The organism is Saprospiraceae bacterium, from assembly GCA_026129545.1.
GTDB lineage: Bacteria > Bacteroidota > Bacteroidia > Chitinophagales > Saprospiraceae > M3007.
Map to the genome: position 1 here is coordinate 2,367,691 of JAHCHX010000001.1, position 24,429 is coordinate 2,392,119.

At 53.5% G+C, this 24,429-nt stretch carries 23 protein-coding genes; 11 read left to right on the plus strand and 12 right to left on the minus strand.

Annotation, left to right across the window (positions count from 1 at the left end):
• Positions 1-154: 154 nt before the first annotated feature.
• A complete protein-coding gene (locus KIS77_08965; GenBank protein ID MCW5922462.1) occupies positions 155-772 on the minus strand; it encodes a CGNR zinc finger domain-containing protein in 618 nt (205 codons plus the stop codon).
• A gap of 93 nt (positions 773-865) precedes the next feature.
• Here KIS77_08965 and KIS77_08970 point away from each other — a divergent pair, with 93 nt between their 5' ends.
• From KIS77_08970 to KIS77_08985, 4 genes are all read left to right on the plus strand, one after another.
• Positions 866-1,843 (plus strand): DinB family protein, encoded by a 978-nt coding sequence (locus KIS77_08970; protein MCW5922463.1) that lies wholly within the window; start codon positions 866-868, stop codon positions 1,841-1,843.
• Between the two features lie 105 nt (positions 1,844-1,948).
• Positions 1,949-2,419 carry a hypothetical protein gene (locus tag KIS77_08975; GenBank protein MCW5922464.1) on the plus strand — a complete coding sequence of 157 codons (471 nt, stop codon included), beginning with the start codon at positions 1,949-1,951 and terminating at the stop codon, positions 2,417-2,419.
• Between the two features lie 90 nt (positions 2,420-2,509).
• Positions 2,510-3,430, plus strand: a complete 921-nt coding sequence (locus KIS77_08980) for an EamA family transporter (protein ID MCW5922465.1) — start codon at positions 2,510-2,512, stop codon at positions 3,428-3,430.
• A 385-nt stretch (positions 3,431-3,815) separates the two neighbouring features.
• Positions 3,816-4,436, plus strand: coding sequence for a DUF1684 domain-containing protein (locus tag KIS77_08985; protein MCW5922466.1), 621 nt, complete (start codon positions 3,816-3,818; stop codon positions 4,434-4,436).
• Here KIS77_08985 and KIS77_08990 read toward each other — a convergent pair.
• From KIS77_08990 to KIS77_09000, 3 genes are all read right to left on the minus strand, one after another.
• A complete protein-coding gene (locus tag KIS77_08990; protein MCW5922467.1) occupies positions 4,414-5,649 on the minus strand; it encodes an NAD(P)/FAD-dependent oxidoreductase in 1,236 nt (411 codons plus the stop codon). The genes KIS77_08985 and KIS77_08990 overlap by 23 nt on opposite strands.
• A gap of 269 nt (positions 5,650-5,918) precedes the next feature.
• The gene (locus KIS77_08995) at positions 5,919-6,374 is read right to left on the minus strand and encodes a fibronectin type III domain-containing protein (GenBank protein MCW5922468.1); all 456 of its coding nucleotides are present in this window, start codon (positions 6,372-6,374) and stop codon (positions 5,919-5,921) included.
• 119 nt (positions 6,375-6,493) lie between these two features.
• On the minus strand, positions 6,494-7,816 hold the full coding sequence (locus tag KIS77_09000; GenBank protein MCW5922469.1) for an FAD-dependent oxidoreductase: 1,323 nt from the start codon (positions 7,814-7,816) through the stop codon (positions 6,494-6,496).
• A gap of 61 nt (positions 7,817-7,877) precedes the next feature.
• Here KIS77_09000 and KIS77_09005 point away from each other — a divergent pair, with 61 nt between their 5' ends.
• Positions 7,878-8,867 (plus strand): hypothetical protein, encoded by a 990-nt coding sequence (locus KIS77_09005; protein ID MCW5922470.1) that lies wholly within the window; start codon positions 7,878-7,880, stop codon positions 8,865-8,867.
• A 104-nt stretch (positions 8,868-8,971) separates the two neighbouring features.
• On the opposite strand, the gene KIS77_09010 is transcribed toward KIS77_09005, so the two are convergent.
• Positions 8,972-9,643, minus strand: a complete 672-nt coding sequence (locus KIS77_09010; protein ID MCW5922471.1) for a DNA alkylation repair protein — start codon at positions 9,641-9,643, stop codon at positions 8,972-8,974.
• 338 nt (positions 9,644-9,981) lie between these two features.
• Here KIS77_09010 and KIS77_09015 point away from each other — a divergent pair, with 338 nt between their 5' ends.
• Both KIS77_09015 and KIS77_09020 read left to right on the plus strand, forming a co-directional pair.
• Positions 9,982-11,844 (plus strand): glycoside hydrolase family 3 protein, encoded by a 1,863-nt coding sequence (locus KIS77_09015; GenBank protein ID MCW5922472.1) that lies wholly within the window; start codon positions 9,982-9,984, stop codon positions 11,842-11,844.
• Between the two features lie 35 nt (positions 11,845-11,879).
• Entirely contained in the window at positions 11,880-13,205 is a 1,326-nt protein-coding gene (locus KIS77_09020) for an amino acid permease (GenBank protein MCW5922473.1), read from the plus strand.
• Positions 13,206-13,334: 129 nt separating this feature from the next.
• Here KIS77_09020 and KIS77_09025 read toward each other — a convergent pair whose 3' ends face one another.
• The 5 genes from KIS77_09025 to udk all read right to left on the minus strand — a co-directional run bounded on the left by KIS77_09025 (position 13,335) and on the right by udk (position 16,458).
• Positions 13,335-13,625 carry a hypothetical protein gene (locus tag KIS77_09025; GenBank protein MCW5922474.1) on the minus strand — a complete coding sequence of 97 codons (291 nt, stop codon included), beginning with the start codon at positions 13,623-13,625 and terminating at the stop codon, positions 13,335-13,337.
• On the minus strand, positions 13,622-14,830 hold the full coding sequence (locus KIS77_09030; GenBank protein MCW5922475.1) for an MFS transporter: 1,209 nt from the start codon (positions 14,828-14,830) through the stop codon (positions 13,622-13,624). Before KIS77_09030 ends, KIS77_09025 begins: the two co-directional genes overlap by 4 nt.
• Before the next feature lie 207 nt (positions 14,831-15,037).
• Positions 15,038-15,484, minus strand: a complete 447-nt coding sequence (locus KIS77_09035) for a Uma2 family endonuclease (protein ID MCW5922476.1) — start codon at positions 15,482-15,484, stop codon at positions 15,038-15,040.
• A gap of 132 nt (positions 15,485-15,616) precedes the next feature.
• Positions 15,617-15,817 (minus strand): hypothetical protein, encoded by a 201-nt coding sequence (locus tag KIS77_09040; GenBank protein ID MCW5922477.1) that lies wholly within the window; start codon positions 15,815-15,817, stop codon positions 15,617-15,619.
• Positions 15,818-15,831: 14 nt separating this feature from the next.
• A complete protein-coding gene (gene udk / locus KIS77_09045; GenBank protein ID MCW5922478.1) occupies positions 15,832-16,458 on the minus strand; it encodes a uridine kinase in 627 nt (208 codons plus the stop codon).
• 133 nt (positions 16,459-16,591) lie between these two features.
• Here udk and KIS77_09050 point away from each other — a divergent pair, with 133 nt between their 5' ends.
• Positions 16,592-17,887, plus strand: a complete 1,296-nt coding sequence (locus tag KIS77_09050; GenBank protein ID MCW5922479.1) for a Na+ dependent nucleoside transporter — start codon at positions 16,592-16,594, stop codon at positions 17,885-17,887.
• 262 nt (positions 17,888-18,149) lie between these two features.
• Here the strand turns inward: KIS77_09050 and KIS77_09055 are convergent, their stop codons facing one another.
• Positions 18,150-18,617 carry a DUF4920 domain-containing protein gene (locus tag KIS77_09055; protein ID MCW5922480.1) on the minus strand — a complete coding sequence of 156 codons (468 nt, stop codon included), beginning with the start codon at positions 18,615-18,617 and terminating at the stop codon, positions 18,150-18,152.
• 520 nt (positions 18,618-19,137) lie between these two features.
• Between KIS77_09055 and KIS77_09060 the strand changes: the two genes are divergently transcribed.
• Together KIS77_09060 and KIS77_09065 are read left to right on the plus strand one after the other, a co-directional pair.
• Entirely contained in the window at positions 19,138-20,805 is a 1,668-nt protein-coding gene (locus KIS77_09060) for a caspase family protein (GenBank protein MCW5922481.1), read from the plus strand.
• Positions 20,806-20,985: 180 nt separating this feature from the next.
• Positions 20,986-21,678 carry a hypothetical protein gene (locus KIS77_09065; protein ID MCW5922482.1) on the plus strand — a complete coding sequence of 231 codons (693 nt, stop codon included), beginning with the start codon at positions 20,986-20,988 and terminating at the stop codon, positions 21,676-21,678.
• On the opposite strand, the gene KIS77_09070 is transcribed toward KIS77_09065, so the two are convergent.
• Positions 21,647-22,717, minus strand: a complete 1,071-nt coding sequence (locus KIS77_09070) for a ketoacyl-ACP synthase III (GenBank protein ID MCW5922483.1) — start codon at positions 22,715-22,717, stop codon at positions 21,647-21,649. The genes KIS77_09065 and KIS77_09070 overlap by 32 nt on opposite strands.
• A 274-nt stretch (positions 22,718-22,991) precedes the next feature.
• Between KIS77_09070 and KIS77_09075 the strand changes: the two genes are divergently transcribed.
• Entirely contained in the window at positions 22,992-24,428 is a 1,437-nt protein-coding gene (locus tag KIS77_09075; protein MCW5922484.1) for a TolC family protein, read from the plus strand.
• The last annotated feature ends 1 nt before the right edge of the window (position 24,429 follow it).

Here is a 24,429-nt window from a genome sequence, read left to right on the forward strand (position 1 = left end):
TCTGCACATCCGAACGGCCATTGGCGAGGCGGTGGTGCGGTGAAGAGGGGGATTGACGGTTGCACGATTTGTTGATGTGCCGGGCGCGACTGAAGTAAGGTGCTGCTGTGGGCGGGGATGTCAATAAGTGCCGAAATCGTCAATCGCGCATTCGTCAATCATACAATCCTCTATCCCCCTTCCCGCTCTCCAGCTCTTTCTTCCTGTGATACCAAGCCTTGGCCTTCGTTTGGCTGCCACAGGTGGACATGTTGCACCAACGCCGTGCGCCGTTTTTGGAAGTGTCGAGAAAAAGCCAGCCGCAATTGTCACAGGCTTTCACCCGTGGAAGGCGAGCGCTCAGCAGCAATGACTCAGCCGACAAGGCGATAATCCAGAGCGGTTTTTCCATGTAGGTTTTTTTGAAAATGCCGCGTTGGAGGCCGCTGTCGGTCATTTTGATGCAAGTGTACATATACACCTCATGGAGGAAACCATTGAGTGTTTCCAAGTGGGCGGGGTGTACTTTCCCGTTTTTAGCGTAATAGTCAAAGAAATTGTAAATCGCCTCGCGCAGCGCCCGCACCTCGTCCATGTCGCCGGGCGGCATTTTTTCCCACGCCTCGTATTCCTTTTCCGGCAACACGCCCAGCCGCCGCACCCACCGAGCGAAGTCGTCCCAGGTGTTGAGATATTCCTCGCCTTTGGCGGGTTTGCGCGTCGAGACGGTGTTCGCGAAATCAAGGCAAAGCCATCCGCCGTCGAGCGTGATTTCTTCTATCGGGCTGTTCATAAAAAAATTTTACGGTCAAACCTTGTTTTATTGGTAAAACCCCTTGCAATTTTACGGCCTAAATTTGCTTTGACAGTAAAAATTATGCGTGAAATGAAAACAGAATTGGCTCAATACATCCGCCAACTGGAAAAAAACTACGATGGGCACCCATGGTACGGCGATTCGTTGCTTCATAAACTGGAACAGATTAGGCCAAAAGAGGCCTTCGCAACGCCCGTGCCGGGTGCTCATTCGGTGGCGCAACTTACGGCACACATTCTGATTTGGCGGCGAATGCTGGTGGAGAAATTGAAAGGCCATGCCGAATTTAAAATCAAACTGAATTCAGTGGAGGATTGGCCTGCGCAACAAACGTTGCAGGAAAAAGGCTGGGAAAATCTATTGGCCGAACTCGCCGACAACCACCGCGAACTGCTCGAACTCCTGTCTGCCGAGTCGGACGAATTGCTCGAACGGAAATTTGACGACAAACACCCTTTCCGTCATCTTTTAGAGGGCATCATCCAGCATGACGCCTATCACATCGGGCAAATCGGGCTGTTGCAGGCGAGACTCAAAGCGCGGCTACCCGAACCAGAGAAGCCCCCTAACTCCAACATGAGGGATATTGCGCAGATGCTGCGCGAGTCCGTCGAAGCCGCCCGCCCGCGCCTCGAAGCCCTGAGCGGGAAGGTGGCTTCCATCAAACTGCGCCCGGAAAAATGGTCGGTCAAGGAAATCATCGGCCATTTGGTGGACTCGGCGGCGAACAACCACCAGCGTTTCGTGCGGGCACAGTTGGGGGCTACGGACTTGCAACCCTACCGCTACGCGCAAGACCATTGGGTCGGCTTGCAACAGTATCAGTCGGCGGACTGGCATTCGCTGCTGTCGTTGTGGTACTACTACAATGTGCATTTGGCGGGTCTTATCGCCACTTTGCAACCCGAGTTCCTTGAAAACGAATTGGATGTGTGGGAAGAACCGGCCACGCTGCGCTTTGTGGCGGAGGACTATGTGCGGCATCTCAACCACCACCTCGACCAAATTTTCAACATCGCCTATCCCACTCAGGGCTACGGGCGTTGAGGGAACTTTTGACCAAGTTTTTGAGATTTGAATCCTGACCCACCAACCGACAGACTCCATCCAAAACCACTTTTGCTATGAACTCGAACAAAAACAATCCCTGCCATGTATCGCTCTTTTTTTGCTTTACTCTTTCTGCTTGCTCTATTTGCCTGCCAAAACACCCCTCCCCCATCAGATGAAACCCTCCCGGAAAAACCCGTGTCGGAGGTTCGCTACCAGCCCTCCGACGTTCAAAAAATGAGGTGGTTGGCCGGAGCGTGGAAAAGCTCGGCAAACAACCAAACCTTCTTGTTTCACGGTGGCAACTCGCTGGAAATCATGTTGTCGAGCAAAACCGGCGGAGCCGATAACTTCTATCTGACTTGGAACGACGGGCGCTACTATTACGGCGCGAACCGCCAATGGGTCGTTACTTGGATTGGAGAAAAAGACGTGCGACTCGACCCCGTGAAACCCAATCTTTTGCCCATGACTTGGACGCGCCTGAACGACGACCGGTGGCATCTTGTCCGCCACACGCCCGACAAAGACGAAGCCGTCGTCATGGAGCGAGCCAATGAAATGCAACCCTGATTTTGAATAGATTCCCACTTCGGTCATGCTGATAGTTTGGCAACGCAAAGGATAAAACAATGAAGTCGTGAACACAAAAACACTTTTCCTATGAACACAAAAACGCAGCCCTCCGCGGGCCTTGTCGTGGCGGCATTCGCCGCCATCTATCTTATCTGGGGCAGCACCTATCTCGCCATTTTGTTCGGCCTGAAGACCATGCCCCCCTTTCTCATGTCTGGCATTCGCTTTTCCATTGCTGGTGCCGTTCTGCTGGCGTGGCGTTTGGGGCGAGGAGAAAAACTCTCCCTTCGCCCTACGTTTCAAAATGCCTTTGCAGGCGTGCTGATGCTTTTTGGCGGCACTGGCGCGGTCGTGTGGGTGGAACAGCACATTGCCTCTGGGCTGGCAGCCATTGTGGTGGCGAGCATGCCCTTTTGGTTCGTGTTGCTCGACTATCGCCAATGGGCGTACAATTTTTCGCAGAAAGTAGTGCTGGGCGGCATAGTCATCGGTTTTGTGGGTGTTTTGACGCTATTTGCTGCTGACTCCGGTAGTTTTTCAGGAAAAACAATTTTCGCCATGTTGGTCTTGCTGGCGGGTTGCATCTCGTGGGCGGGCGGCTCGCTCTATCTGAAATACAACACCAACACGCAGTCGTCCATGATGAACGCGGGTGTGCAAATGCTTGCGGCGGGCGTTTTCAGTCTGATGGTGGGCGGGCTGTTGGGGGAGGCGGGCGAGTTCTCCCTATCGGCGGTCAGTTTGGAGTCGTGGTTGGGCTTGACGTATCTCATCACCTTTGGGTCTTTGTTGGGCTATCTCTCCTATGTGTGGTTGTTGAGCGTCCGACCCGTGGTGCAGGTAGGCACCTATGCCTATGTGAATCCCGTGGTGGCTGTCATGCTCGGCTGGATGTATGCCAACGAGCCTTTTTCTGGCAGGCAATTGTTGGCCTTGGCGGTGATTCTCGCTGGTGTGTTGCTGATTAACCTGCCGAAATACAAGGGCTTGCAAATAAAGCTTGTGTGATTATTCAGACAAGGGCAGCGTCTCGGAATGTGTTTCGGGGCGCTGCCCTTGCCTGAACAGTTACAAATCTCCCCCCGCCCTGCCATTTCTGGCGCAAAATCTACCAACGGCGGCGTTGCAAGATTTTCCGGCACCGATTGGCGAGCAAGCGGCGGCAGGTGCGCCATGCCGCTTAAGTCAACGCAAATCAGCCCCGTCCGCTTCACTTGGCCGTGCAAGCCCCTGAATACAGGCTCTGGCAAGGTGGTTTTGAGCGAAAGACGCTTGCGACTCTTTGAAAATCATACAAATCAAACAAGAGTGCCCTTGCCTTGCCAATAGGCTGGTTCAAACCCTTTTTTGTCTGGGTATAATTCAGATTTTTGCGGGCATAAAAGTTCATAAGATGAAACACCTGCCCTCGCTCTTACTGCTCTTCATGGCGCAAACACTCGGCGCACAAACCACCGACTCGACCTACACGGCGCAAATGGCGCACCACCGCCAAGCGTACAAGGAACATTTTCTTACCGAAAGTCGCTCCCCATTGATGGAAGACGACACGGCCTTCCTCGACTTTTTTGCGCCGGATGCTTCGTGGCGTGTGAACGCGACCTTTGAGCGCACCTTCGACACAGAACCCTTCGATATGCCCACTTACAGTGGCCGAAGCGCACGCTACCAGCAATACGGGATTTTTACTTTTGAAAAAGATGGAAAAAAACACACCCTCCGCGTCTATCAGAATCTGAGATTGCTCAACTCCCAAAAATACTTCGACTACTTGTTCCTACCTTTCAAGGACCACAGCAACGGCGATTCCACTTATGGCGGCGGGCGCTATCTTGACCTCAAAACTGGTGACATCGGCACTGACAACACGATGAGCATTGATTTCAACAAATGCTACAATCCGTGGTGCGCCTACAGCGACGGGTTCAACTGCCCCATCCCGCCCAAAGAGAACCACCTCGACATAATGGTGGACGCGGGTGAGAAAAATTTCAGAGGAGAGCGGAAACATTGAGCGATGCTATGGCCCGGCCAGCTAGCCAGCCCCCCGTCCAAGCGGCTTGAAAATTGAAGCCACCCGTGATGGCATCAATATCGAGCACCTCGCCCGCGAGGAAAAGGCCGGGGCATATTTTGCTCTCAAATGTTCTGAAATTCAATTCTTTGAGCGAAACCCCGCCCGCCGTCACGAACTCTTCTTTAAACGTGCTTTTGCCCGCGACGGGGAAAACGGCAGCAGTCAGCTGGCCGACCAATGCTGCCAATTTTTTTTTGTCCATGTCGGCCCAACGCTGTGCTTCGGGGATGGATGCCCCGACTGTCAGATTTTGCCACAAGCGGAGCGGCAACCCGAATTGCGTGTGTGCAGCCACAAGTTTTTTCCCTTGCTCCGCTTTCACTTCTTTCAATGCTTCGGCGGCTCCTTCGGCATTCATGTTTCCCAAAAAATTGACTTGCAACGGGAAACGATAGGCGACACGGTGCAAGTCACGAGCGCCCCAAGCCGAAAGGCGCAAGATGCCCGGCCCGCTCAGCCCCCAATGCGTCACGAGCAGCGGCCCGTCAGCCGAAAGTTTGGTGCCCGGAATGGATAGTGTAGCGTTCGGCACGGACACGCCCGATAGGTCGCGCAGTCGGGTGTCCTTTGTGTTGAAGGTGAATAGGGAAGGCACTGGCTCCACGATGTCGTGGCCAAGCGAGCGCAGGGTTTCCCACGCGGCAACATTGCTGCCAGTGGTTACCATGATTTTTTCAAAAACAAGTGGTCGTTGCTGCCCTGCCACCCACACTTGCCATGAACCGTCGGGCATGGGGGCAAATCGCTCCACTCGGGCGCTTGTGTGCACCTGCACACCTGCTTGGTGGGCAGCGCGTTGGAGGCAATGCACAATGGTAAGTGAATCATCGGTGACGGGAAACATCCGGCCATCGGCCTCGGTCTTGAGCGGTACGCCGCGCTGGGCGAACCATTCCACCGTCTGTTCTGGGCCAAACTGCATGAAAGGCCCCAACAGCTCCCGACCGCCTCGCGGGTAGTATTTGACTAATTCACGAGCATCGAAGCAAGCATGGGTGACGTTGCAGCGCCCCCCGCCACTCACGCGCACTTTTTCCAGCACGCTTTTTCCGCGCTCAAAAATGGTAATGCGGCAGGCCGGATTGAGTTCCGCACAAGTGATGGCAGCAAAAAAACCTGCTGCGCCGCCGCCGATGATGGCTATTTGCACAATATGAGACAATGACGGCGTAAAGGTATGGGCAAGCGCATGGGTGTGGGACAACCGCTCATGGGAATTTTATGCCTTGATTTGCTAGGATTTGTTAGCTAGCCGTGATTAACACCGATGATTTTAAGCAGATTGCGATTGAAGCCATGCCCAGAACTTGGAGGGGCGAAGTGTAGTATATGCAAATGAGGGGTTGAAATCAAATCAACCCCTCATTGCGTAATGTACCATTGTGCTCGAAACGGTCATGCCGCACCTATGCAATAGCTCTACTCCACTACGGGCGTCGAGTGTGCCCGCACGGTGTGTTCTCTGACTGGTCCAATGCCGTACTTGGATGTCTCAAAGAATAAGGATGCCGAGGCTTCACTCTCCACGCTCCCGCAAATGCTGGTGACACGAAACCGATAGGAAGCGCCGGGTACCAAGCCCGTGAGGGTGGTCTGGTTGTCTTCAGTCGTCGCCATGGTAGGCGCTATGGCATGGTCGCCGCTCCATTCCACCCGGTATTGAATGGCTTCGGGCATGGTGTTCCAAGCAATTTCGGCGGTGGTGCTGGCGAGGCTGCGCACTTTGAGTGTGAGGGGCGGCAGGCACCCGCAACGCTCGGCGGGCGGTGGGGCAAAATCGTCGCTCACGGCAAATGGCAGCAAGGGCTGTTCTTTTTCACAGGCGGCCAAGGCTGTGGCAAGGCCCAAGGCAAGAAACAAATGATGTGCTTTCATGTCTTTCATATTTGTTGAACTGATGACACGAAAGTGGGGGGCAGGCACCTCACACTTCAAGCATAGGTGAGTGGATGCGTGTTTTTGGTGAGTGAGATGGGGGTTTGGGCGAGTGAGGGTCAGTAGCGCCGAGGGTCAAAAGCAGAGGCATCCACACTTGTCGGCTTCCCATCGGCCATTTCGGCTACCAATTTCCCGGTGCCAGCGCCCATGCTCAACCCTATCATGGCATGGCCAGTGGCGATGAGCAAGTTGGATGTTTTTTTTGCAAAACCGATGTAGGGCAAGCCATCTGCCGAAACGGGACGGAAACCGAACCAGACTTTTTCGCGCATTTTTCTTTTTAATTTCTCAAAATCGGCCAGTTCGCGGAAGGCGGGGTCGTCCAAGTAGCCGGGCAGGAATTTTGGCACAGCTTCCAGAATACCCTGCACCCGGGGGAAAAGGATACGGTCGTTGATGGGGCCGATTTCCATGGTGCTGCCGATGCGCAGGCGGGTGGCCCAAGGGGTGAGCGCGACTTTGGCTTCAAGCAGAATGCAGGGGTATCGGAGCAATTGGCGGGGCGTGTCCACAGTCATCGAATAGCCTTTGCCGGGCATGAGAGGGATGTACTCGCCAGCGAGTTTGGCGATTTGTGGCGACCAAGCGCCTGCCGCGAGCACGACGAGGTCACTATCGGATGTTACCTGCTCGGATGAATGCCCGTTCAGACGGGGTTGTTCGTTGGCACGGCGGTAGATGGCGGCCGCAATTTTCCCGTTTTGCTTTTGGAAGCCCACGACTTCGGCGTTTCGGACGATTTTCACGCCGCGTTGTTCGAGCAGAGCGGGCAGTTGTCGCATCAAAGCATTGGGATGCAGGTGTGCGTCGTCCTTGAACCAGACACCGCCGCGCACTTCGGGGCGGAGCGCAGGCTCAAGCGCCTGCACTTGTCCGCGGTCGAGGATTTCGACCTTAAGCCCCATGCCAGCGGCGGCGCGGGCGTTTTCCAATTCTTCCTTTTCGACTTGGGCGGTTTGGTAATACATGAGGCAGCCATGCTCCGTGTATTCAAATTGCATAAGGCCGCCTGATTGCCACTCGGCGGTCAATTGTTTGGACAACAGGAGCAAATCCGCGAGCGGGCGGGCGCTGCGCTCGACGTGTCGCTGGTTGCTGGCGCGCATGAATTTAAATCCCCAATCCAACAAGTCGCGCCGCAAGGATGGGCGCACATAGAAGGGGCTTTTTGGCCGGAACATCCAGAGGATGCCTTGCCCGATGATGCCCGGCGCGGCAAGCGGCACAAAATGAGAAGGCGACAGATAGCCCATGTTGCCAAAGGAGCAGTTGTCAGTCAGGTCGCCTTTTTCGAGCACAGTGACATCCCAGCCATCTCGATTCATAAAATAGGCGGCGCTCAAACCAATGATGCCGCCACCGATAATGGTCGCTTTCATGCTGCGGTGAAATTTTGCCGTAAAGTAATTTTTGTTTTTTCACATTTGCCCACCAAAAAAAATGTCCGTCCGAATGTTCGTCCGGGCAGGCAGCCCCTCCCAAACCAAAAACCTTATCTTTCTCATGTACGAACTTGACAAATCCGCTTTCGGCCCTTACACGCGCTACACCCTGCGCAACCCTTCAACTGGCAATTCATTCAGCGTGGTGCCTGCACGCGGGGCCAATGTGCTCGACATCGTTTTTTCGGGAAAAAGCATCCTCGACGGCTACCGCAGCCCCGAAGAACTCGAAGCCGCCAAGTGGGGCAAAAGTGTGTTGCTTTTCCCATTCCCCAATCGGCTCGACCGTGGGCGCTACGAATGGCTTGGCAAAAAATATGAGTTCCCGCTCAACAATGCTGCCACGGAGAACGCGATTCACGGCTTTGTGCGCGAGGAGGCTTTCGAGCTGGACTATGTGGTGTTGGCGAAAGACTGCGCATTCGTGCAGTGCAGCTATGCTTATCTGGGGCAAAGACCCTATTATCCCTTTCCCTTTGTGCTGACGGTGGAATTTATGCTCGGCGACGAGGGCATTTTTGCGCTGGAGGCCACCTGCCACAATACGCACCACGAACCCATCCCCGTAGGTTTTGGCTGGCATCCTTATTTTCGGCTGAGCGACCGAGCCGACGAGCATTTGATGCAGCTGCCCCCTTGCGAGATGGTCAGCATCAACGAGCGCATGATTCCCACCGGGGCGCGCTCCGAATACACTGCCTTTCAGCGTAAAAAACAGGTGGGTGACACTTTTCTCGACAATTGCTTTGCAAGCAAAAAAATGGCTGGCAAATACAAAATGTCGCTTGAAGGCGACGGGCGCCGCGTCAGCGTGAGCGCCAATGCCCGCCACTTTCCCTTCTTTCAGGTGTTCACGCCGCCACACCGCGAAAGCATCGCCCTCGAACCAATGAGCTGCAACGTGGATGCCTTCAACAACGGAGAAGGGTTGGTCGCGCTGGCACCCGGGAAAGTGTGGAAGGCTGGCATGGAGGTGCGTGTTTTTTAGGTAGAGGGTGGAAACTTTGCGTCCTTCTTCGTGTCTCTGTGTTTTCTTATTGTCTCCGTTAGGATGACACAGTTTTGTGAACACCCTCCACCCGCTACCTAAATTTATTTGATGAGGCGCATGGCTTCCCGTCGGGTTAGTGGGGCGAGTGGTGTGGACTCGACAAATTGGCGCACGGCATCGGGGTTCGTCTTTGAGTACTGCCGCAGTGCCCAGCCTGCGCCTTTTTGGATAAAAAACTCCTTCGCGCCCGAAAGTCGCCTCACATAGCTGAACAATAGCACCGCGTCGGTTTTTTCCTTGTAGTTCAATTGAAAAATCAGGCAGACCCGTTGCAGCCAGAAATTGCCCGAGCCCATCCAGCGTTCGGTGACGGGTTTGATGAGTTCGGGAAAACGTTGGAAATGCAGGCCGACCAGTTTGTTCACCCAATCCACGGTGTCCCACCAAGAGCGGGTCAGTATGAGCTCCTCCAAAAATTCGATGAACGTCGCCGATTGCTTTTTGAGGGCTTTTTCCACCGTCAGCAGTGCGAAGTAGTGCATTTCGCGGTGGTCGTCGTCGAAGCAGAGCCGGGCAAGTGTTTTCAAATCATCGCCCGTTGGCAGGCCGTGCGCTTGGTGGATGGCTTTGGTCAAAGCCTTCCATTGCGGCATTTTCAGTCCAAAAAACTCGTATTGATTGCGCATATAGGCCATTTGCATTTGAGCCATTTCCGGGTTGCCCTTTTCGCGAAAGGTGTCGCGGACGAGTTGGTAGTAGTTGCTGGGAGACATGGTGGGATAGACTTTGAGTAGCGCCGCGTCTGGTCAACGCTCCGTGAATCGGGCAGCAAAAGTAAAACGAGCCGGATATTTGGGAGGGTTTTGCTTGGCGGGCACACAATATGGGCCATTTTTTACCCAACGATGCGAGTGCCGTTCCTATATTGCGCTCACAAGATTGGTATTTGATAGGTGAATGCGTTTTAGGGGTTTGACTAATTTAGTGTCTGATGTTCAAACATTTATTCAGGCCTTGATTTGAAATCACTGCCTGAATAGCGCACGTTTTCAGCATTTTGCCTCGACCTCTAATTCGCTTAGGTTAGTCTCAATCAAAAATACGGACACACATGACAAACCTTCCGACATTGCTTTTCGCAACACTTCTGCTCTGCCTCATCGCTTGCGGCGGCGAATCGCCCTACCGAGATTTGAATAAAAACGGCAAGAAAGACATCTACGAAGACATTTCGCAGCCGACAGACAAACGGGTGGAAGACCTTTTGGCGCAAATGAGCCTCGAAGAAAAAGCAGGGCAAATGTTCATCAATGGCGCGGCGGTCAACAAGGATGGCAGCATCGAGAAGAACCCCGCGTTAGTGGAAGGTTTCGCGGCCATGTTGCCCTCCGCGCAGGAGAACATCAGCACCCTGAAAATGTCGCATTTCAATCTGTGGCAAATTCCCGCGCCACAAGTGTTGGCAAAATGGTACAACAACCTGCAAAAACACGCCGAGAGCACTCGACTTGGCATCCCGGTGACCATTGCCAGCGACCCCCGCAATCATTTTTCGGAAAATATTTTCGCCATGGCCGCCAATGGATTTTCGCAGTGGTGCGAAACACCGGGATTTGCTGCCATCGGCGACGAAAAATTGGTGGAGCGCTTTGCCGACATCGTGCGGCAAGAGTATCTGGCGGTCGGTATCAGGGAGGCGCTGCACCCACAGATTGACCTCGCCACCGAACCCCGCTGGCCTCGCATCAACGGCAATTTCAGCGAGGATGCCCAACTGACGGCTCGCATGGTGACGGCCTACCTCAAGGGTTTGCAGACCAACGACCTGCGAAACGGCGTGGCTTGCATGACCAAACATTTCCCGGGTGGCGGGCCGCAAAACGAGGGCCTCGACCCGCATTTCCCCTTCCAAAAAGGGCAAATCTATCCGGGCGGCCAATTCGAATATCACCTCATCCCCTTCGAGGCGGCCTTTCAAGCAGGCACGGCAGCCATCATGCCCTACTACGGCATTCCCGTCGGGCAAACCGATGAGGACGTGGCGATGGCCTTCAACAAAACCATCATCACCACGCTCCTGCGCGAGCGGTTCAAATACGACGGCGTGGTCTGTACTGATTGGGGGCTGATAACCGACCTGAAAACGCCCGCTTTCACTTGGCCTGCCCGGGCATGGGGGGTGGAGCATTTGAGCGAGAAAGAGCGGGTAAAAAAAGCCATTGACGCGGGTGTTGACCAATTCGGCGGCGAAAATTGCCCACAGCACATCATTGATTTGGTGAAAGAGGGGGCGCTTACGGAAGCGCGCGTGGATGAGTCGGTGCGGCGTTTGTTGCGTCAAAAGTTCCAGTTGGGCTTGTTCGACAATCCGTTTGTGGATGAGACCAAAGTGGCCGATGTTGTCGGCAATCCTGAATTTCAGAAAGAAGCCGATGCTGCCCAGCGCAGGGCTTACACACTGTTGAAAAACGAGGGCAACATCCTTCCTTTGAGCAAACCTGATTTGAAAATTTTTGCGCCCAATTGCGATTCGACGGTAGTGGCTCGCTATGGGAAAGTGGCGCAAACGCCCAAAGAAGCCGACATTGCCATCGTTCGCCTGCGAACACCCTGGGTACCCGTCAAGTCCGACATCCCGATGGCACAGGGCTTCCATCACGGCGACCTTGATTTCAAGGGGAATGAATTGGCCGACATTCTCTCGATTTGCAAAGCCGTGCCGACCATCGTGGACTTATATCTCGACCGCCCGGCCGTTATCCCGGAAATCAACGCATCGGCCAAGGCCTTGCTTGCCAACTACGGGGCTAGCGACGCTGCCGCATTGGATGTGATTTTTGGCAAGGCCAAGCCAGAAGGCAAATTGCCCTTTGAGTTGCCATCGAGCATGGAGGCGGTGCGCAATCAAAAAGCGGATGCGCCCTACGACTCAAAGGACCCGCTCTACAAATTTGGGTTCGGATTGGGCTATTAACCACTACACTATTCAACCCTCCACCTGACATTTCTATGAGCGCAGAACTCCGTCGCAGCCTCACCTTGTATGGCCTCGTCATGATAGCAGTCGGCAGCACCGTCGGGAGCGGGATATTCCGCACGCCCGGCGGCATCGCCGCGCAGGTTCATTTGCCCGAATACGTCATCGCCCTATGGGTATTGGGCGGCATAGCGGCGCTGACCGGGGCGCTCACTTTCGCCGAGATGGGCAGCATGTTTCCCGGTGCGGGCGGGCTTTATGTTTATCTGCGGGAGGCTTACGGCGACGCGGTGGGGTTCGTGTATGGTTGGTTCATTCTGTTCATCAGCACGTCGGGCAGCATCGCGGCGCTGAGTTTGGTGTGCGTGGAGCATTTGATGTACCTGTTCGGCTTCGGGCGCGACCACCCGTTGGAATTGCCAATAGCAGTAGGCATGATTGTTTTTTTGACGGTGGTGAATCTTTTTGGCGTGAAAATCGGCGAGTGGTTCGCCAATCTTTTCACCGGGGCCAAACTGCTGGGGCTGGCGGTCATCATCGGCGCGGGCTTGTTTTTTGCCGGCCCGGAAGCCGCCACGACAAACGCTGCCAGCGACTTTGCGAACAGCCCACCAGCCAATTTGTGGAGTGCTTTTGCGCTGGCGTTCGTGGGGGTGTTGTGGAGCATCGGGGGGTGGCATCATGCTTCCTATATGGCGGGCGAGGCACAAACTCCCCAGCGCAATGTGCCACGCGCCATGGTACTGGGTGCGCTCATCGTCACGCTGGTGTATGTGTTGGCCAACGTGGCGTATATGCGCCTGCTGCCAGTGGAACAAATCGCTCAGTCAAAAACCGTCGCTGCCGATGCGCTGAACAACCTCGTGCCGTGGGGCGGGGTGCTCATGGCTTTTTTGATTGCGCTCAGCACTTTTGGCACCACCGGCATTTACTGCATGACGGCACCGCGCATCTATTTCGCAATGGCTCGCGATGGCATTTTTTTCAAAAAACTCGCCGAGGTGCACCCGCGCTGGCGAACGCCGGTGAATGCCATCCTTGCTCAAAGCGTGTGGTCGCTCGTCCTATTGCTGTTCTGGGGGACTTTTGAGAACCTCATCGTATATGTGACTTTTATGGACTGGGTGGGGCTGATGCTGGTGGGCACCACGATTTTTGTCTTTCGCAGAAAAAGGCCTGATGCGCAGCGTGGCTACCGCACGATATTGTACCCATTCACGCCGTTGGTGTTTGTGGGCATTTCGATGTGGTTCATCGTGTTCACGTTGGTTGAAAATCCCGTGCGGGCAATGGCTGGGATGTGCGTGGCGGCAGTGGGTCTGGGGGCGTACTGGTTTTATTTTAAGAAGAAGGCGTAGTAAGTGCTATTGTCAACCATCTCCTACCAACGAAAACAATTTCGCCCTGCCCCCCAATCCTTTCTCGCTTGCCAATCGTAAATCGTAAATCGTAAATCCAAAACAATTTCGCCCTGCCCCAATCCTTTCTCACCTGGGCATAAAATCGTGCAAGGCAAACAACATCAGCCCCAAAAAGGCCAAGATGGTGATAAAAAGGAAGGCGTTGATGCCCGGAGCCAGCCACGACCAAGCCGTTCGTTGTTGCCTTGCGCCGCGCAAGCCGAGCCAGAACCCCCACACGCTCAGTGCGACGGTGGCCACAAGGAGCGCAATGGTAATCCACGATTTCCCACCGGAAAACTGCGGCGATTTGGCAAACAGCCCCATGGCGAGGCAGGCAAGCACGGCGATGAGGAGCGAGCGATTGGTGGCGTTCATTGTTGTGTCTTTGGCCTTTGATGGGGGGACGTGAAACGTTTGCCATATGCCGTGAGATAAACCCACCCGGCAAGGCTCATAGCGGCTGCAAAATAAAACACGGCAGGCATTCTTGACCAGTCATTTGCAAAATACCAACCCGACAAAAAGGCGCCACCGCCGATAGCGATTTCCAGCGCGATATACATGGTAGCCAGTGCCCGGCCTTTTTGCTCTGGTCGGCCCAAATCCACCGTCCAGGCATTGATGGCTGGGGCAAACACGCCGTTGCCGAGACCAAACACGACCGAACCGAGATAAAAAAGGTGTGGGGTGTCCGCTTTTGCAAAAATCACCATGGAAGCCGCGATGAGCAGGGCGGAGATTTTCAGCACAGGCACCCGCCCCAAGCGGTCGGAGATTTTTCCGGCAAAAAACCGCGTGGAAACACTTGCAAGGGTGAAAAGCGTGAAAAAAAGCCCCCTGTTGCCGACATTCAAATGGTCGCTCAAATCGGGCAGCAAAGTGAGAATGACCCCGTAACTGAAGTAGCAAAATATCATGGCGAGCGCCGAAGGCAGCGCGAGCGGGTCGAACACATCGTCTTTTGTGACTTTTAGAAGCCCCCAGCGGAAGGGCTGCTTGTTGCGCAGGGTTTCCTTCAAATTGAATAAGATAAATACCGAGAGCGCAGCCAGCACCGCCGAGGCATAGAACATGGGGTTGGGGTTGCCCTCAAAGTATTTGACCATCCAACTGCCCAACGGAGGCGAGGCCGACACGCCCAAACTAAAGCAGATGCCAAGTATGCCCATCGCCTCGCCCAAGCGACCCGGCGGCACAATGTCGGCCACATAGGCCGAAGTGCCTGTCGGCTTGAAACCCGTGCTGAATCCGTGAAAAAAACGCAGCACCAAGAAGCCACTCACAAACGCCAGAACGGGGTAGAGCAGCCCGCAAACGATGCAGGCCAACGTGCCAACGTACATCACGGGCAGCCGCCCGACGGTATCGGTCAGTTTGCCACTAAATGGCCTTGACACACCCGCCGTGATGGTGAAAAGCGCGATAATCAAGCCCTTGTGCTCGCCACCGCCCATGCCCGAAAGGTAGGCAGGCAACTCCGGTATCATCATGTTGAAGCTGGCGGCAAACAGCGCGTGAGAAAGGCAAAGCAGGAGAAACGCAGTGGTGTAGAGCCGGGCGGGTGGAGGGTGGTGCGACATGGCGGTCTTATACCTTGATTCGCTAGGATTTGTTAGATGAACGTGATTGATGTTCTTGATTTTGAACAGATTGCGATTGCAGATATGCCCAAAACCTAACGGCGAGAAGTATAAAACGTCGAGCGGTCGGGAGAGTTCCTCGCTGGAAAGAAATTTTATGGCTCCTTTGAGTGGGGCTGAATCATCTCCCCTTGTGCCTGCTTTGGGCTATGGCTTTGGAATTTCTCGAAAAAGATAATCTGCGGCAATTTCAAACCCATTGAGCAATTTGGAGCGCACCGTGTCGCCAACGTAGGCTTTTTGAAGCAGCACAAACTCCTTGCGTTGATTTTCAAACACCTCAACCGTTTTTTTCTTGGTGTCAACCAGCCAAAACTCGCGCACGTCGTGGAGTTCATAGACATACTTTTTCTCCTCTTGGTCGTATTTTTTGTTGGAGGAAAGAATCTCCACCACGAGGTCGGGAGCGCCTTTGATTTTGCGACCTTCTTTGATGATGCCGAGCCTTTTGTTTGAAATAAAAAGGATGTCGGGCTGAAACACGTTGTCCTCGTCCAATTCCACATCCATAGGGGCTTCGAGCACGAGGCCGAGGTTGCGTTCCTCGACAAAATCATCCATTTTTTGTAAAAACTTAGGCAGGACAACAGACATTGAATTTTGACAGGATTTACAAGATTTACAGGTTCAATGAAGTGGCTTCGCCGCCAAAAAACCTGTAAATCTTGTAAATCCTGTCAAAAATATATAAGGCTGTCATCCGAGTCCTCTGCGTCTGGAAGCTGACTAAGTTTTTACCATTTTTTTTACAAGGCTCAGTGAAGTGCGCTGGTGGGGGATTTCAGGTGAGGGAGCGATGACGAGGCGATTGTTGATGAGTTCGTAATAGGGTGGGCCGGGCGGCAGGTTTTCAAAATCCTGTGCCGTGTAGCGTCGGTCCACACGGACGACGAAAGTTTCCTGTTCGGATGCTGTTTTCAATCCCATATCAAGCGATTTTGCTACAAAACTACGTCGTTCAGTTTTGATTTCAAAAAGCCGATGAGCACCTCCAGCCCGCGCTCGAAGTCTTGGTTGTTGTTTATCACGACATCGGCCTCCTCTTTATGGGGCAAGATGTACTTTTCGTAAGCGGGCAACACATGATGCTGGTAACGGTACAGCACCCCGTCGAGCACGTCGCCGCGCTCTGCTTGGTCGCGCAGGATGCGGCGAATGATTTTTAGGTTTTCCTTGGCATTGATGAACACTTTCAAATCAAGCAGTGCCGCGATTTTTTTGAAGTGAAAAACGAACAACCCCTCGATGACCACGATGGGCGCTGGCTGAAGGGTGATGGTTTTAGGCTCCACCTTCATGTCGTTGTAAACATATTCTCGGATAGTCACCGCCTCGCCAATGATGAGCCGTTGGAGGTCTTCGCGCAGTTTCTTTTTGTCGAACGACTTGGGCAAATCGAAATTGATTTCGTCGTTTTGGTCTCGTTGCTGCTGGTCGTTGGGCAAGTAATAGTCGTCTTGCGAAATGACGCACAGCTGCTCTTCCGAAAACGCCGCCCGCAGGCGACGGATAAAGCTCGTTTTCCCGCTGCCACTGCCACCCGTGATGCCGATAATGTAGGGTCTCATACCTTGTTGATTGATGATTGAGTCGGGGGGCGAAAATAGGCTATGAGCCATAAATTTTTTCAAACCGAAGTGTAGGCGTACTTTTCGCCGCCGTAAAGACAATTTTTCAAAAGCCTTATTTACCCGACACTGCATGTCTCATTTCGACAACGTTTTGCGCGGCCTGCTCGGCATGGCCTTTTTACTGGGCGCTTGTTATTTGCTAAGCCGCAACCGAAGGGCCATCAACTGGCGTCTGGTGGGTTCGGGCGTGGCGCTCCAGTTGGTATTCGCGCTCTTGGTGCTCAAAGTACCGGGAGTGAGTTGGGCCTTCGACCAAGTGGCCAAACTGTTCACGTTTGTAATCGAGTGGTCTGAAAACGGCGCAAAGTTTCTCTTTGGGGATTTGGCCACTGGGCAGGGGTTCGGCTACATCTTCGCTTTCAGGGTGCTCCCGACGGTCATGTTCTATTCGGCGCTGTCGGCATTGCTGTTCTACTTCGGCATTTTGCAAAAAATCGTGTATGGCATCGCGTGGGTGCTCACTCGAAGCATGGGCATGAGCGGCCCGGAGAGTCTTGCCTCTGCCGCCAACGTGTTCATCGGGCAGACGGAGGCACCGCTCATCATCCGGCCTTATCTGGCCAATATGACACGCTCCGAGATACTGTGTCTGATGACCGGAGGCATGGCCACCATCGCGGGTGGTGTGTTCGCCGCTTATGTGGGCTTTTTGGGTGGCGACGACCCTGCACGGCAGCTTTATTTTGCCCGACACCTCTTGGCTGCGTCCATTATGTCGGCACCAGCGGCCATCGTTTGCTCCAAAATTTTGTTGCCCGAGACCGAAAAACAAGACTTGGATAAACTCCAAAAGGCAGACACGCATGTGGGCGACAACTTGCTCGATGCCATTTCTCGCGGCACCACCGATGGCCTCAAACTTGCCGTGAACGTGGGAGCCATGCTTATCGTGTTCACCGCGTTGGTGTATATGCTCAACTGGATTCTGCAACATAGCATCGGAGAATGGACTGGGCTGAATGCCCAAATCAGTCAGGCCACCAAAGGCCGATTCGAGGGGCTTACCTTTACCTATTTGCTTGGCTTGGTGTTCGCCCCCCTTGCTTGGCTGCTTGGCATCCCGTGGCAGGATTGCACAGCGATCGGGCAGCTATTGGGCATGAAAACGATGCTCAACGAATTTGTGGCTTACGGGGCGCTCGGCGACCTTCAAAAGACGACACAACTCGACCCCAAATCGGTCATCATTGCCTTGTATGCCCTATGTGGCTTCTCCAATTTTGCTTCCATCGGTATCCAAATAGGCGGCATCGGCACGCTCGCGCCCAACCAGCGCAAGACACTCACCGAACTCGGCTACTGGGCGCTCATCGGAGGTTCGGCGGCGTGTTTCATGACGGCGACGATTGCGGGAATGTTGACTTGACCTCAGGCGGAGCGGGGGGGGCACACAGCATTAGCAACAATAAAAAAAGCCCGCCGCGTCAAACGGCGAGCTTTTTTTATTAGACTTGTTGCGGTGGAGGGCTTTGAGTGAAGGGGATTGTCATTTTTTCGACTGGCAAGGCAAATTTTGCAGTCGAAATCGGGCATATTCGGCGAAAAATTTAACGAAGCCAGTCGGAAAAAAGGCTTTTCCTTCGCCAAAGGCCTCCACCGCAACAAGTTTATTTTGCGTCAAAAAAGCATCAATCCACAATCACCACCCCTGCGGCCTCGAAAGCCACTTCGCGCTTGGGTTCGGTGATTGTTTCGATTTCCTCTTTTGACTTGCCGGCATCTTCGGCGTAGTGGCGCAGCACGTCCACCGGCGTCACGTCCACATAAGCGTAGCCGTCCACCACCACGCGCTTGCCCGCGAGGTCTTTGGGCATGAAAAAGGCGTAGTCCTTGAACGTGACGCGCATCTCCGGCTGTCCGGGTTGTTCGGGTACGAGCGTCATCCAGCAGCCTTTCTTTTGACACACCTCGCCCACTTTCCCGCTCACTTTCACGGCAAGCGAATCGGTAGTGGTCATTTTCGGGATGAGCTCGTCGTAAGAAATCGCGTTGTCGGCATCAATCAAGGTGCCGAAGTGCTTGCCGTCTTTGGAGGGGTCAGCGGTTTGAGCACTGACCTTTGCGTTGGAGTCTGCACCGCAAGCGGTGAGGAGCATGGCGGCAGCAAAGCCGAACAGGAGTTTTTTTAACATGGTTTTAAACAATTTTCAAATTGTTGAAAATCAAAATTTTGGCTGAAAAATATCCGTGCAAAGGTACAAAAATCAACGATGCAAGGCAGCCTGTGGCATAATATTAGAAAAGCCGAACCTCGTTCCTGCAATCGTTAATCCGCCCGGTTGCCCCGCAAAGCCGCGAAAGCAATTTTGCCCGAGCCTCTTAAAATCAAGTTAACCACTCGTCGTTTGACAAACTATCCTTCGCCTGCGTTCGTTCTTTTGTTCCGTTGCGGCGGCAAAGAAATCAGTACCTTTTGAACGGAGATTTTTGCTATATGTCGCTATAAGGGCTTTTCTTTGTGGTGACGAAGGATTTTTTGCTCGATACGGTGGTTTTGCATTGCACGATTCAGGAACCCGGTTTTTCCGAGTTTAATCAATTCAAACAAAACTGCTTGCACCCTTCGTCTATCCGCATTTTTTCGCAAAAACAATTTTTAAATCCTGCTTCAAACACATGAAGGGTCATAATCTATTCGTCCGCCTGCTTGTGCCGGCACTCCTGCTCGCCACAGCGTTCATTCCCAACAACCTCAACGCACAGTGCCTAACTGGCAATTGCCAAAACGGAACGGGCAAATACCGCTATTCCAACGGCACGGTGTACACAGGGCAGTTCGTCAACGGCAACCGCGAGGGCCGTGGCACGCTCGTGTTCGCCAACAACAATGTCTATGAGGGTCAGTTCAGCCGCAACCGCATCAACGGAGAAGGCACCATGACCTATTCCAATGGCGACAAGTACGTCGGCAGTTGGTTTATGGACCAGCCCAACGGCAAAGGCAAGTACTATTTCAAATCGAAAGAACGCTACGAAGGCGACTTCAAAAGCGGCAAGTTCGAGGGACAAGGCACCATGTACTATCCCGATGGGGCCTACTATACCGGCTCTTGGAAAAACAACCGCAAAAACGGTCAAGGCCGACTCGTGGATTCAAGAGGCAAGGCCACAACGGGCACTTGGTCAATGGGCAACTTTGTCAGCAGCTCATCAGACAGCCCAAACACCACTGCGGCCACCACCCAAGCCCAGAACAAGCCTACCAACGCGAATAAACCCAACCCCACTAAGCCGGACGTGGCTGGCCTTCGCAACTGCGGCTCGGTTTATTGTGCCAATGGAAGGGGGTACTACGACTATCCCGACGGCTCGCGGTGGATAGGTGAGTTCAAAAATGGGTACCCAAGCGGCAAAGGTGTGTGTTATTATGCCGACGGCAACCGTTACGAAGGCGAATGGGCCAGCAACGCGCCAAATGGCGAGGGCATCATGTACTTTGCTGGCGGAAGGGTCTATGGGGCTGTCTGGCTCAATGGTGCCGCGATGAAAGAGCTGGATTCGCAGGAGGTTATCCCCGCCGACCCAGTGCGCATGGAATCGAGCCAATCGGTCAAAATCTGGGCGGTCATCGTGGGTGTGGGACGCTACACCTCCATGCCCTCTCTCAAATTCACCGACGACGATGCCTACCGTTTCTATTCCTTCCTCGGCAGCGTGGAAGGAGGAGCCGTGCCGCAGAGTCAGATGACTATCCTCATTGATGAAGACGCTACCCGCGAGAACATCTTGAAGAAAATGCGCGAGTACTTCCTGAAAGCCGATGCCAACGATGTGGTGATACTGTATTTTAGTGGTCACGGCCTCAACGGATGCTTCCTGCCTGTGGACTACGACGGCTACAACAACAAACTCCGCCACGACGAAATCAAGCAAATTTTTAAACAAAGTAAAGCGAAACACAAACTGTGCATCGCCGATGCCTGTCACAGCGGCTCGCTCAATCAAGGAGCGGGGGCAATGGCCGCTAAAAGCCCTGTGCCCGTGACGCTCCAGCGTTACTACCAAGCCTTTGAAGATGCCAATGGAGGGGTGGCGCTCTTGATGTCGTCGAAGGCTGAAGAGCTGTCGCTCGAAGACCACGGGTTGCGGCAAGGCGTGTTCACTTACTACCTGCTGCAAGGCATGAAAGGTAAAGCGGACACGAACAACGACTATCTCATCACCATCAAGGAATTGTACGATTATGTGTACACGAAGGTGCGCCAATACACCGCCAATGTGCAAACGCCTGTGCTGACCGGCGATTACGACGACGCGATGCCGGTGGCGGTGAGAAGAAACTGAGAGCGGCAATACGACAACGTGTCAATAGTCAATATCGCCCCTGCGTTTTTGCGGCACAGGGTGTGTGACACAATCGAACACCCCGGCGGACAAATGCGTTCTCCGGGGTGTTCGATTGTATCCAAAAAACTTCTTTGCTCGCCAGCTGTTCAACAAGCAGCAGTCACCCATATTCAAATCATGAATTTTCTGCCAGCCAATCGCCTGCGCCTATATCGGGACTTCAAGTCTTTGGAATCCGCCGACTTTCACGGCATCGTGCGCTTTTATGAGCAGTATGAGGACGGCATTCGCGCATTGGAGTTCGACGAATATCTGGAGTGTACGCTCGTGTATGCCAATGCGCTTTTTGAAACGGGACAACACGGCAAACATCTGGTGATGAGCGACCATTTGCTCGAAATCATCATCATGCAAAATGTCGAGTCGTGGGGCGGCGAGGACTTGTACGAGCGCGTGCTCTTTCGGAAAGCCATTTCGCTATTTCATTTGGAGGAATACCCGAAGGCCATTCATGTGCTGCGCGAGTTGGTAAAAATCGCCCCCGACGCCCCGATGCCGCGCCGTTTTTTGGAGAAATGCCTGCTCCGGCAAAAGCCCGTTTGGCTGATGAAAACGCGGGCCGTCTTCATCGCATTTTCACTGCTGGCAGCACTGGTTGTCGCCCTCGAGCTTTTCGTGATAGAGCCATTCTTCGACGCATGGCTTCGCGGGGTGCAAATCGCACACAATGTATTGATTTGCGTGGCCTTAGCAATCTTGTTCATGGGCGAATTGCTGCATAGTTGGCGCTGTAAAAAAGCGGTGAAAAGCATCGTCGCGCAGCGCCGAAGAGGGCTGTTTACCAACGAATCAACGCACTTGCCCAAGTGAACCCGCTGCCAAACGCCGCCAGACAAACCAAGTCGCCTTCTTTTACTTTTCCGGCCTCATAAGCCTCGCACAAGGCAATCGGCACCGATGCAGCGGTGGTATTACCGAACTTTTGGATGTTGTTCCAGACTTGGTCGTCGCGCAGCCCCAATATCTTTTGCACGAATTGGCTGATACGCAAATTGGCTTGGTGCGGAATGAGCATATTGATATCGGATGGTTTCAGCCCCACCTCGTTCAGCGCCTCGTGAATCACCTCAGGAAATTTCTGCACGGCCATTTTAAAAACAAATTGGCCCTCCATGTTGGGATAGTACATCCCTTCCTGCATCATTTTGGGGGTCAGGAAAATCTCGCCGTAAGTGTCGGCAGGCGGGTAACCAAAATCTATTTCCTCGCCCATTTTTTTGAAATGATATCCGCCGTGAGAGCCGGGATTGATGAAGGCAAGTTTTTCGGCGTGGGTACCATCGGAATGTAGTTTGGTGGTGAGGATGCCTCGTTCGGGAGCCTCGGTGGGCTGCACGATGGCTGCTCCCGCTCCGTCGCCGAAGATGACCGTCACGTTGCGTCCGCGCGTGCTAAAATCAAGTCCCATCGAGTGCATCTCGGAGCCAACCACCAACACGTTTTTATACATGCCTGTCTTTACGAACTGGTCGGCAATGCTGAGCGCATACACGAAGCCGCTGCATTGGTTGCGCACGTCGAGCGCGCCCACTTCCTTGTGTGTGATGCCCAATTCGCGCTGGAGCAAAACACCGCAGCCCGGGAAGTAATAGTCGGGGCTAAGCGTGGCGAAAATAATGAAATCAATGTCGGTTGGCTCTATGCCGGCACGCTCGCAAGCGATGCGCGTGGCGACAGCCCCCATGGAAGAGGTGGTCTCTTGGTGTTTTTGGCCGTATCGACGTTCTCGGATGCCAGTTCGTTCCTGAATCCACTCGTCGGTGGTGTCCATCACACGGGTCAATTCATCGTTGGTCACGATGCGTTCGGGGACGTAGTGGCCGATGCCAGCTATCATGCTTCGTTTCATGAATAAATGGTATTAATTGATGCGAGGGCGCAGTTCTCAGTGTTTTTCGCTACAACTGATATTGCGGTGGCAAAGTTGACTAAAATTTGAGAAAAGGCGCTTGCCCACACAGGCAAGTTTATAGAGCATCGGTTGCAAGGACACGCAAATTTTTCCATTTTATCCGCCCAAAACATTCATTTATAGAAAATTCTCGCACGTCTCCAAAGTGTCTGCGTACTCTTGCATTCGGATAAAAACGGCTGAAAAACAGGTACAATCACTTTGTTACACTATGAAGCACTTTCTAATGCCCCTTTTTGCCGCCCTCTTCTTTGCGGCGGGCGTTCGCGCGCAAGAAGTTTGGTCGCTCGAACGCTGCATTCTCTATGCGCAGGAGAATAACCTTAGCGTGAAACAGGCGGAAGCCAACGTGAAAACGGCTTTGCTTTCCGAGCGCCAAGCCAAGGCCGCTCGCTTGCCCAACGTGAGCTCTAGTTTCAATGCGGGCGAACAGTTTGGCCGCACTATTGACCCCACCACCAACCAGTTCAGCACCGTTGCCACAGGCTTCAACAGCGTCAGTCTGAATGCTGGCGTGGGCTTGTTCAACGGTGGTTTCATTCACCACTCCACGCGGCAGGCATCGTGGGATGCGCAAGCATCGCGAGCCGATGCAGAACAAACCACCAACACGCTCGCGCTGCAAATCGCGCAAGCTTATCTGAACATCCTGCTTTTTGAGGAACAGTTGAAAAATGCCCAAAAGCGAGTGGCCACCAGTACCGAACAACTCAATGCCACCCAAAAACTGATTGACGCTGGCAATCTCCCAGCCGCCGACCGCTTCAATATCCTGGCGCAAATCGCGCAAGGCGAGCAAGCAGCGGTGCAGGCACAAAACAGCGTCGAATTGGCCTACCTCAGCCTCAAACAATTGCTCCAGCTGGAACCTGACTTCGACCTCCGCATCGAACGACCCACGATATCCGTGCCAGCAGATGCCGCGCCCGAAGCAATGACATTGACCCCTATCTACAATGTGGCATTGGGCACACAGCCCAACGTCCGTGCCGCCGATTACCGCATCAAAAGCGCGGAAGAAGGGGTTTATGTCGCCAAATCAGCCTATTGGCCTTCGGTATCGCTCTTTGCCAACCTGACCAGCAACTACTCTACCCGTTTTCTTGATTTTCAAAACGGCAGGTTCCTCGGTCAGGAGCTTTCCCCGCCCATTCCTGTGCGCATCAACAATGAAGATGCTTTTATCCAGCAGTTTGTCAGCAGGTTTGAATACGATAAGATTCCTTATTTAAAGCAGATGGACCAGAACTTTGGCCAGGGAGTAGGCTTAAACATCAGCATCCCCATTTATCAAAATGGTCGCACACGGCTTAGCGTGGAGCGTGCCCGCCTCAATGTGCTGAATGCCCAATTGCAACAAAATCAGACTCGTCAGCAACTTAAAAACGACATCCAAACGGCGATTGCCAACGCTCGCGCAGCCCGCAAACAGCTGGATGCCGCGCAGAAAACTTTTGATGCTACCAAAATTGCTTATGAGAATACTGAAAAACGCCACCAACTCGGCGCTGTGAACACGCTTGACCTCACCACCGCTCGTAACAACCTTGACATTGCAGAGAATGACCTGACGGTGGCCCGCTTCGACTATTTGTTCAAACTTAAAATCTTGGACTTCTACGAGGGCAAGCCTATCACGCTCAATTGAT

Excerpts from the sequence above, each read along its gene's own strand:
- KIS77_09035 (MCW5922476.1), bottom strand. The coding sequence starts at position 15,484 with ATGTCTGTTGTCCTGCCTAAGTTTTTACAAAAAATGGATGATTTTGTC.
- KIS77_08980 (MCW5922465.1), top strand. The coding sequence starts at position 2,510 with ATGAACACAAAAACGCAGCCCTCCGCGGGCCTTGTCGTGGCGGCATTC.
- KIS77_08975 (MCW5922464.1), top strand. The coding sequence starts at position 1,949 with ATGTATCGCTCTTTTTTTGCTTTACTCTTTCTGCTTGCTCTATTTGCC.
- KIS77_09070 (MCW5922483.1), bottom strand. The coding sequence starts at position 22,717 with ATGAAACGAAGCATGATAGCTGGCATCGGCCACTACGTCCCCGAACGC.
- KIS77_09040 (MCW5922477.1), bottom strand. The coding sequence starts at position 15,817 with ATGGGATTGAAAACAGCATCCGAACAGGAAACTTTCGTCGTCCGTGTG.
- KIS77_08970 (MCW5922463.1), top strand. The coding sequence starts at position 866 with ATGAAAACAGAATTGGCTCAATACATCCGCCAACTGGAAAAAAACTAC.
- KIS77_09005 (MCW5922470.1), top strand. The coding sequence starts at position 7,878 with ATGTCCGTCCGAATGTTCGTCCGGGCAGGCAGCCCCTCCCAAACCAAA.
- KIS77_09000 (MCW5922469.1), bottom strand. The coding sequence starts at position 7,816 with ATGAAAGCGACCATTATCGGTGGCGGCATCATTGGTTTGAGCGCCGCC.
- KIS77_08995 (MCW5922468.1), bottom strand. The coding sequence starts at position 6,374 with ATGAAAGCACATCATTTGTTTCTTGCCTTGGGCCTTGCCACAGCCTTG.
- KIS77_08985 (MCW5922466.1), top strand. The coding sequence starts at position 3,816 with ATGAAACACCTGCCCTCGCTCTTACTGCTCTTCATGGCGCAAACACTC.
- KIS77_09015 (MCW5922472.1), top strand. The coding sequence starts at position 9,982 with ATGACAAACCTTCCGACATTGCTTTTCGCAACACTTCTGCTCTGCCTC.
- udk (MCW5922478.1), bottom strand. The coding sequence starts at position 16,458 with ATGAGACCCTACATTATCGGCATCACGGGTGGCAGTGGCAGCGGGAAA.
- KIS77_09030 (MCW5922475.1), bottom strand. The coding sequence starts at position 14,830 with ATGTCGCACCACCCTCCACCCGCCCGGCTCTACACCACTGCGTTTCTC.
- KIS77_09065 (MCW5922482.1), top strand. The coding sequence starts at position 20,986 with ATGAATTTTCTGCCAGCCAATCGCCTGCGCCTATATCGGGACTTCAAG.
- KIS77_09055 (MCW5922480.1), bottom strand. The coding sequence starts at position 18,617 with ATGCTCCTCACCGCTTGCGGTGCAGACTCCAACGCAAAGGTCAGTGCT.
- KIS77_08965 (MCW5922462.1), bottom strand. The coding sequence starts at position 772 with ATGAACAGCCCGATAGAAGAAATCACGCTCGACGGCGGATGGCTTTGC.
- KIS77_09010 (MCW5922471.1), bottom strand. The coding sequence starts at position 9,643 with ATGTCTCCCAGCAACTACTACCAACTCGTCCGCGACACCTTTCGCGAA.
- KIS77_09020 (MCW5922473.1), top strand. The coding sequence starts at position 11,880 with ATGAGCGCAGAACTCCGTCGCAGCCTCACCTTGTATGGCCTCGTCATG.
- KIS77_09025 (MCW5922474.1), bottom strand. The coding sequence starts at position 13,625 with ATGAACGCCACCAATCGCTCGCTCCTCATCGCCGTGCTTGCCTGCCTC.
- KIS77_09050 (MCW5922479.1), top strand. The coding sequence starts at position 16,592 with ATGTCTCATTTCGACAACGTTTTGCGCGGCCTGCTCGGCATGGCCTTT.
- KIS77_09060 (MCW5922481.1), top strand. The coding sequence starts at position 19,138 with ATGAAGGGTCATAATCTATTCGTCCGCCTGCTTGTGCCGGCACTCCTG.
- KIS77_09075 (MCW5922484.1), top strand. The coding sequence starts at position 22,992 with ATGAAGCACTTTCTAATGCCCCTTTTTGCCGCCCTCTTCTTTGCGGCG.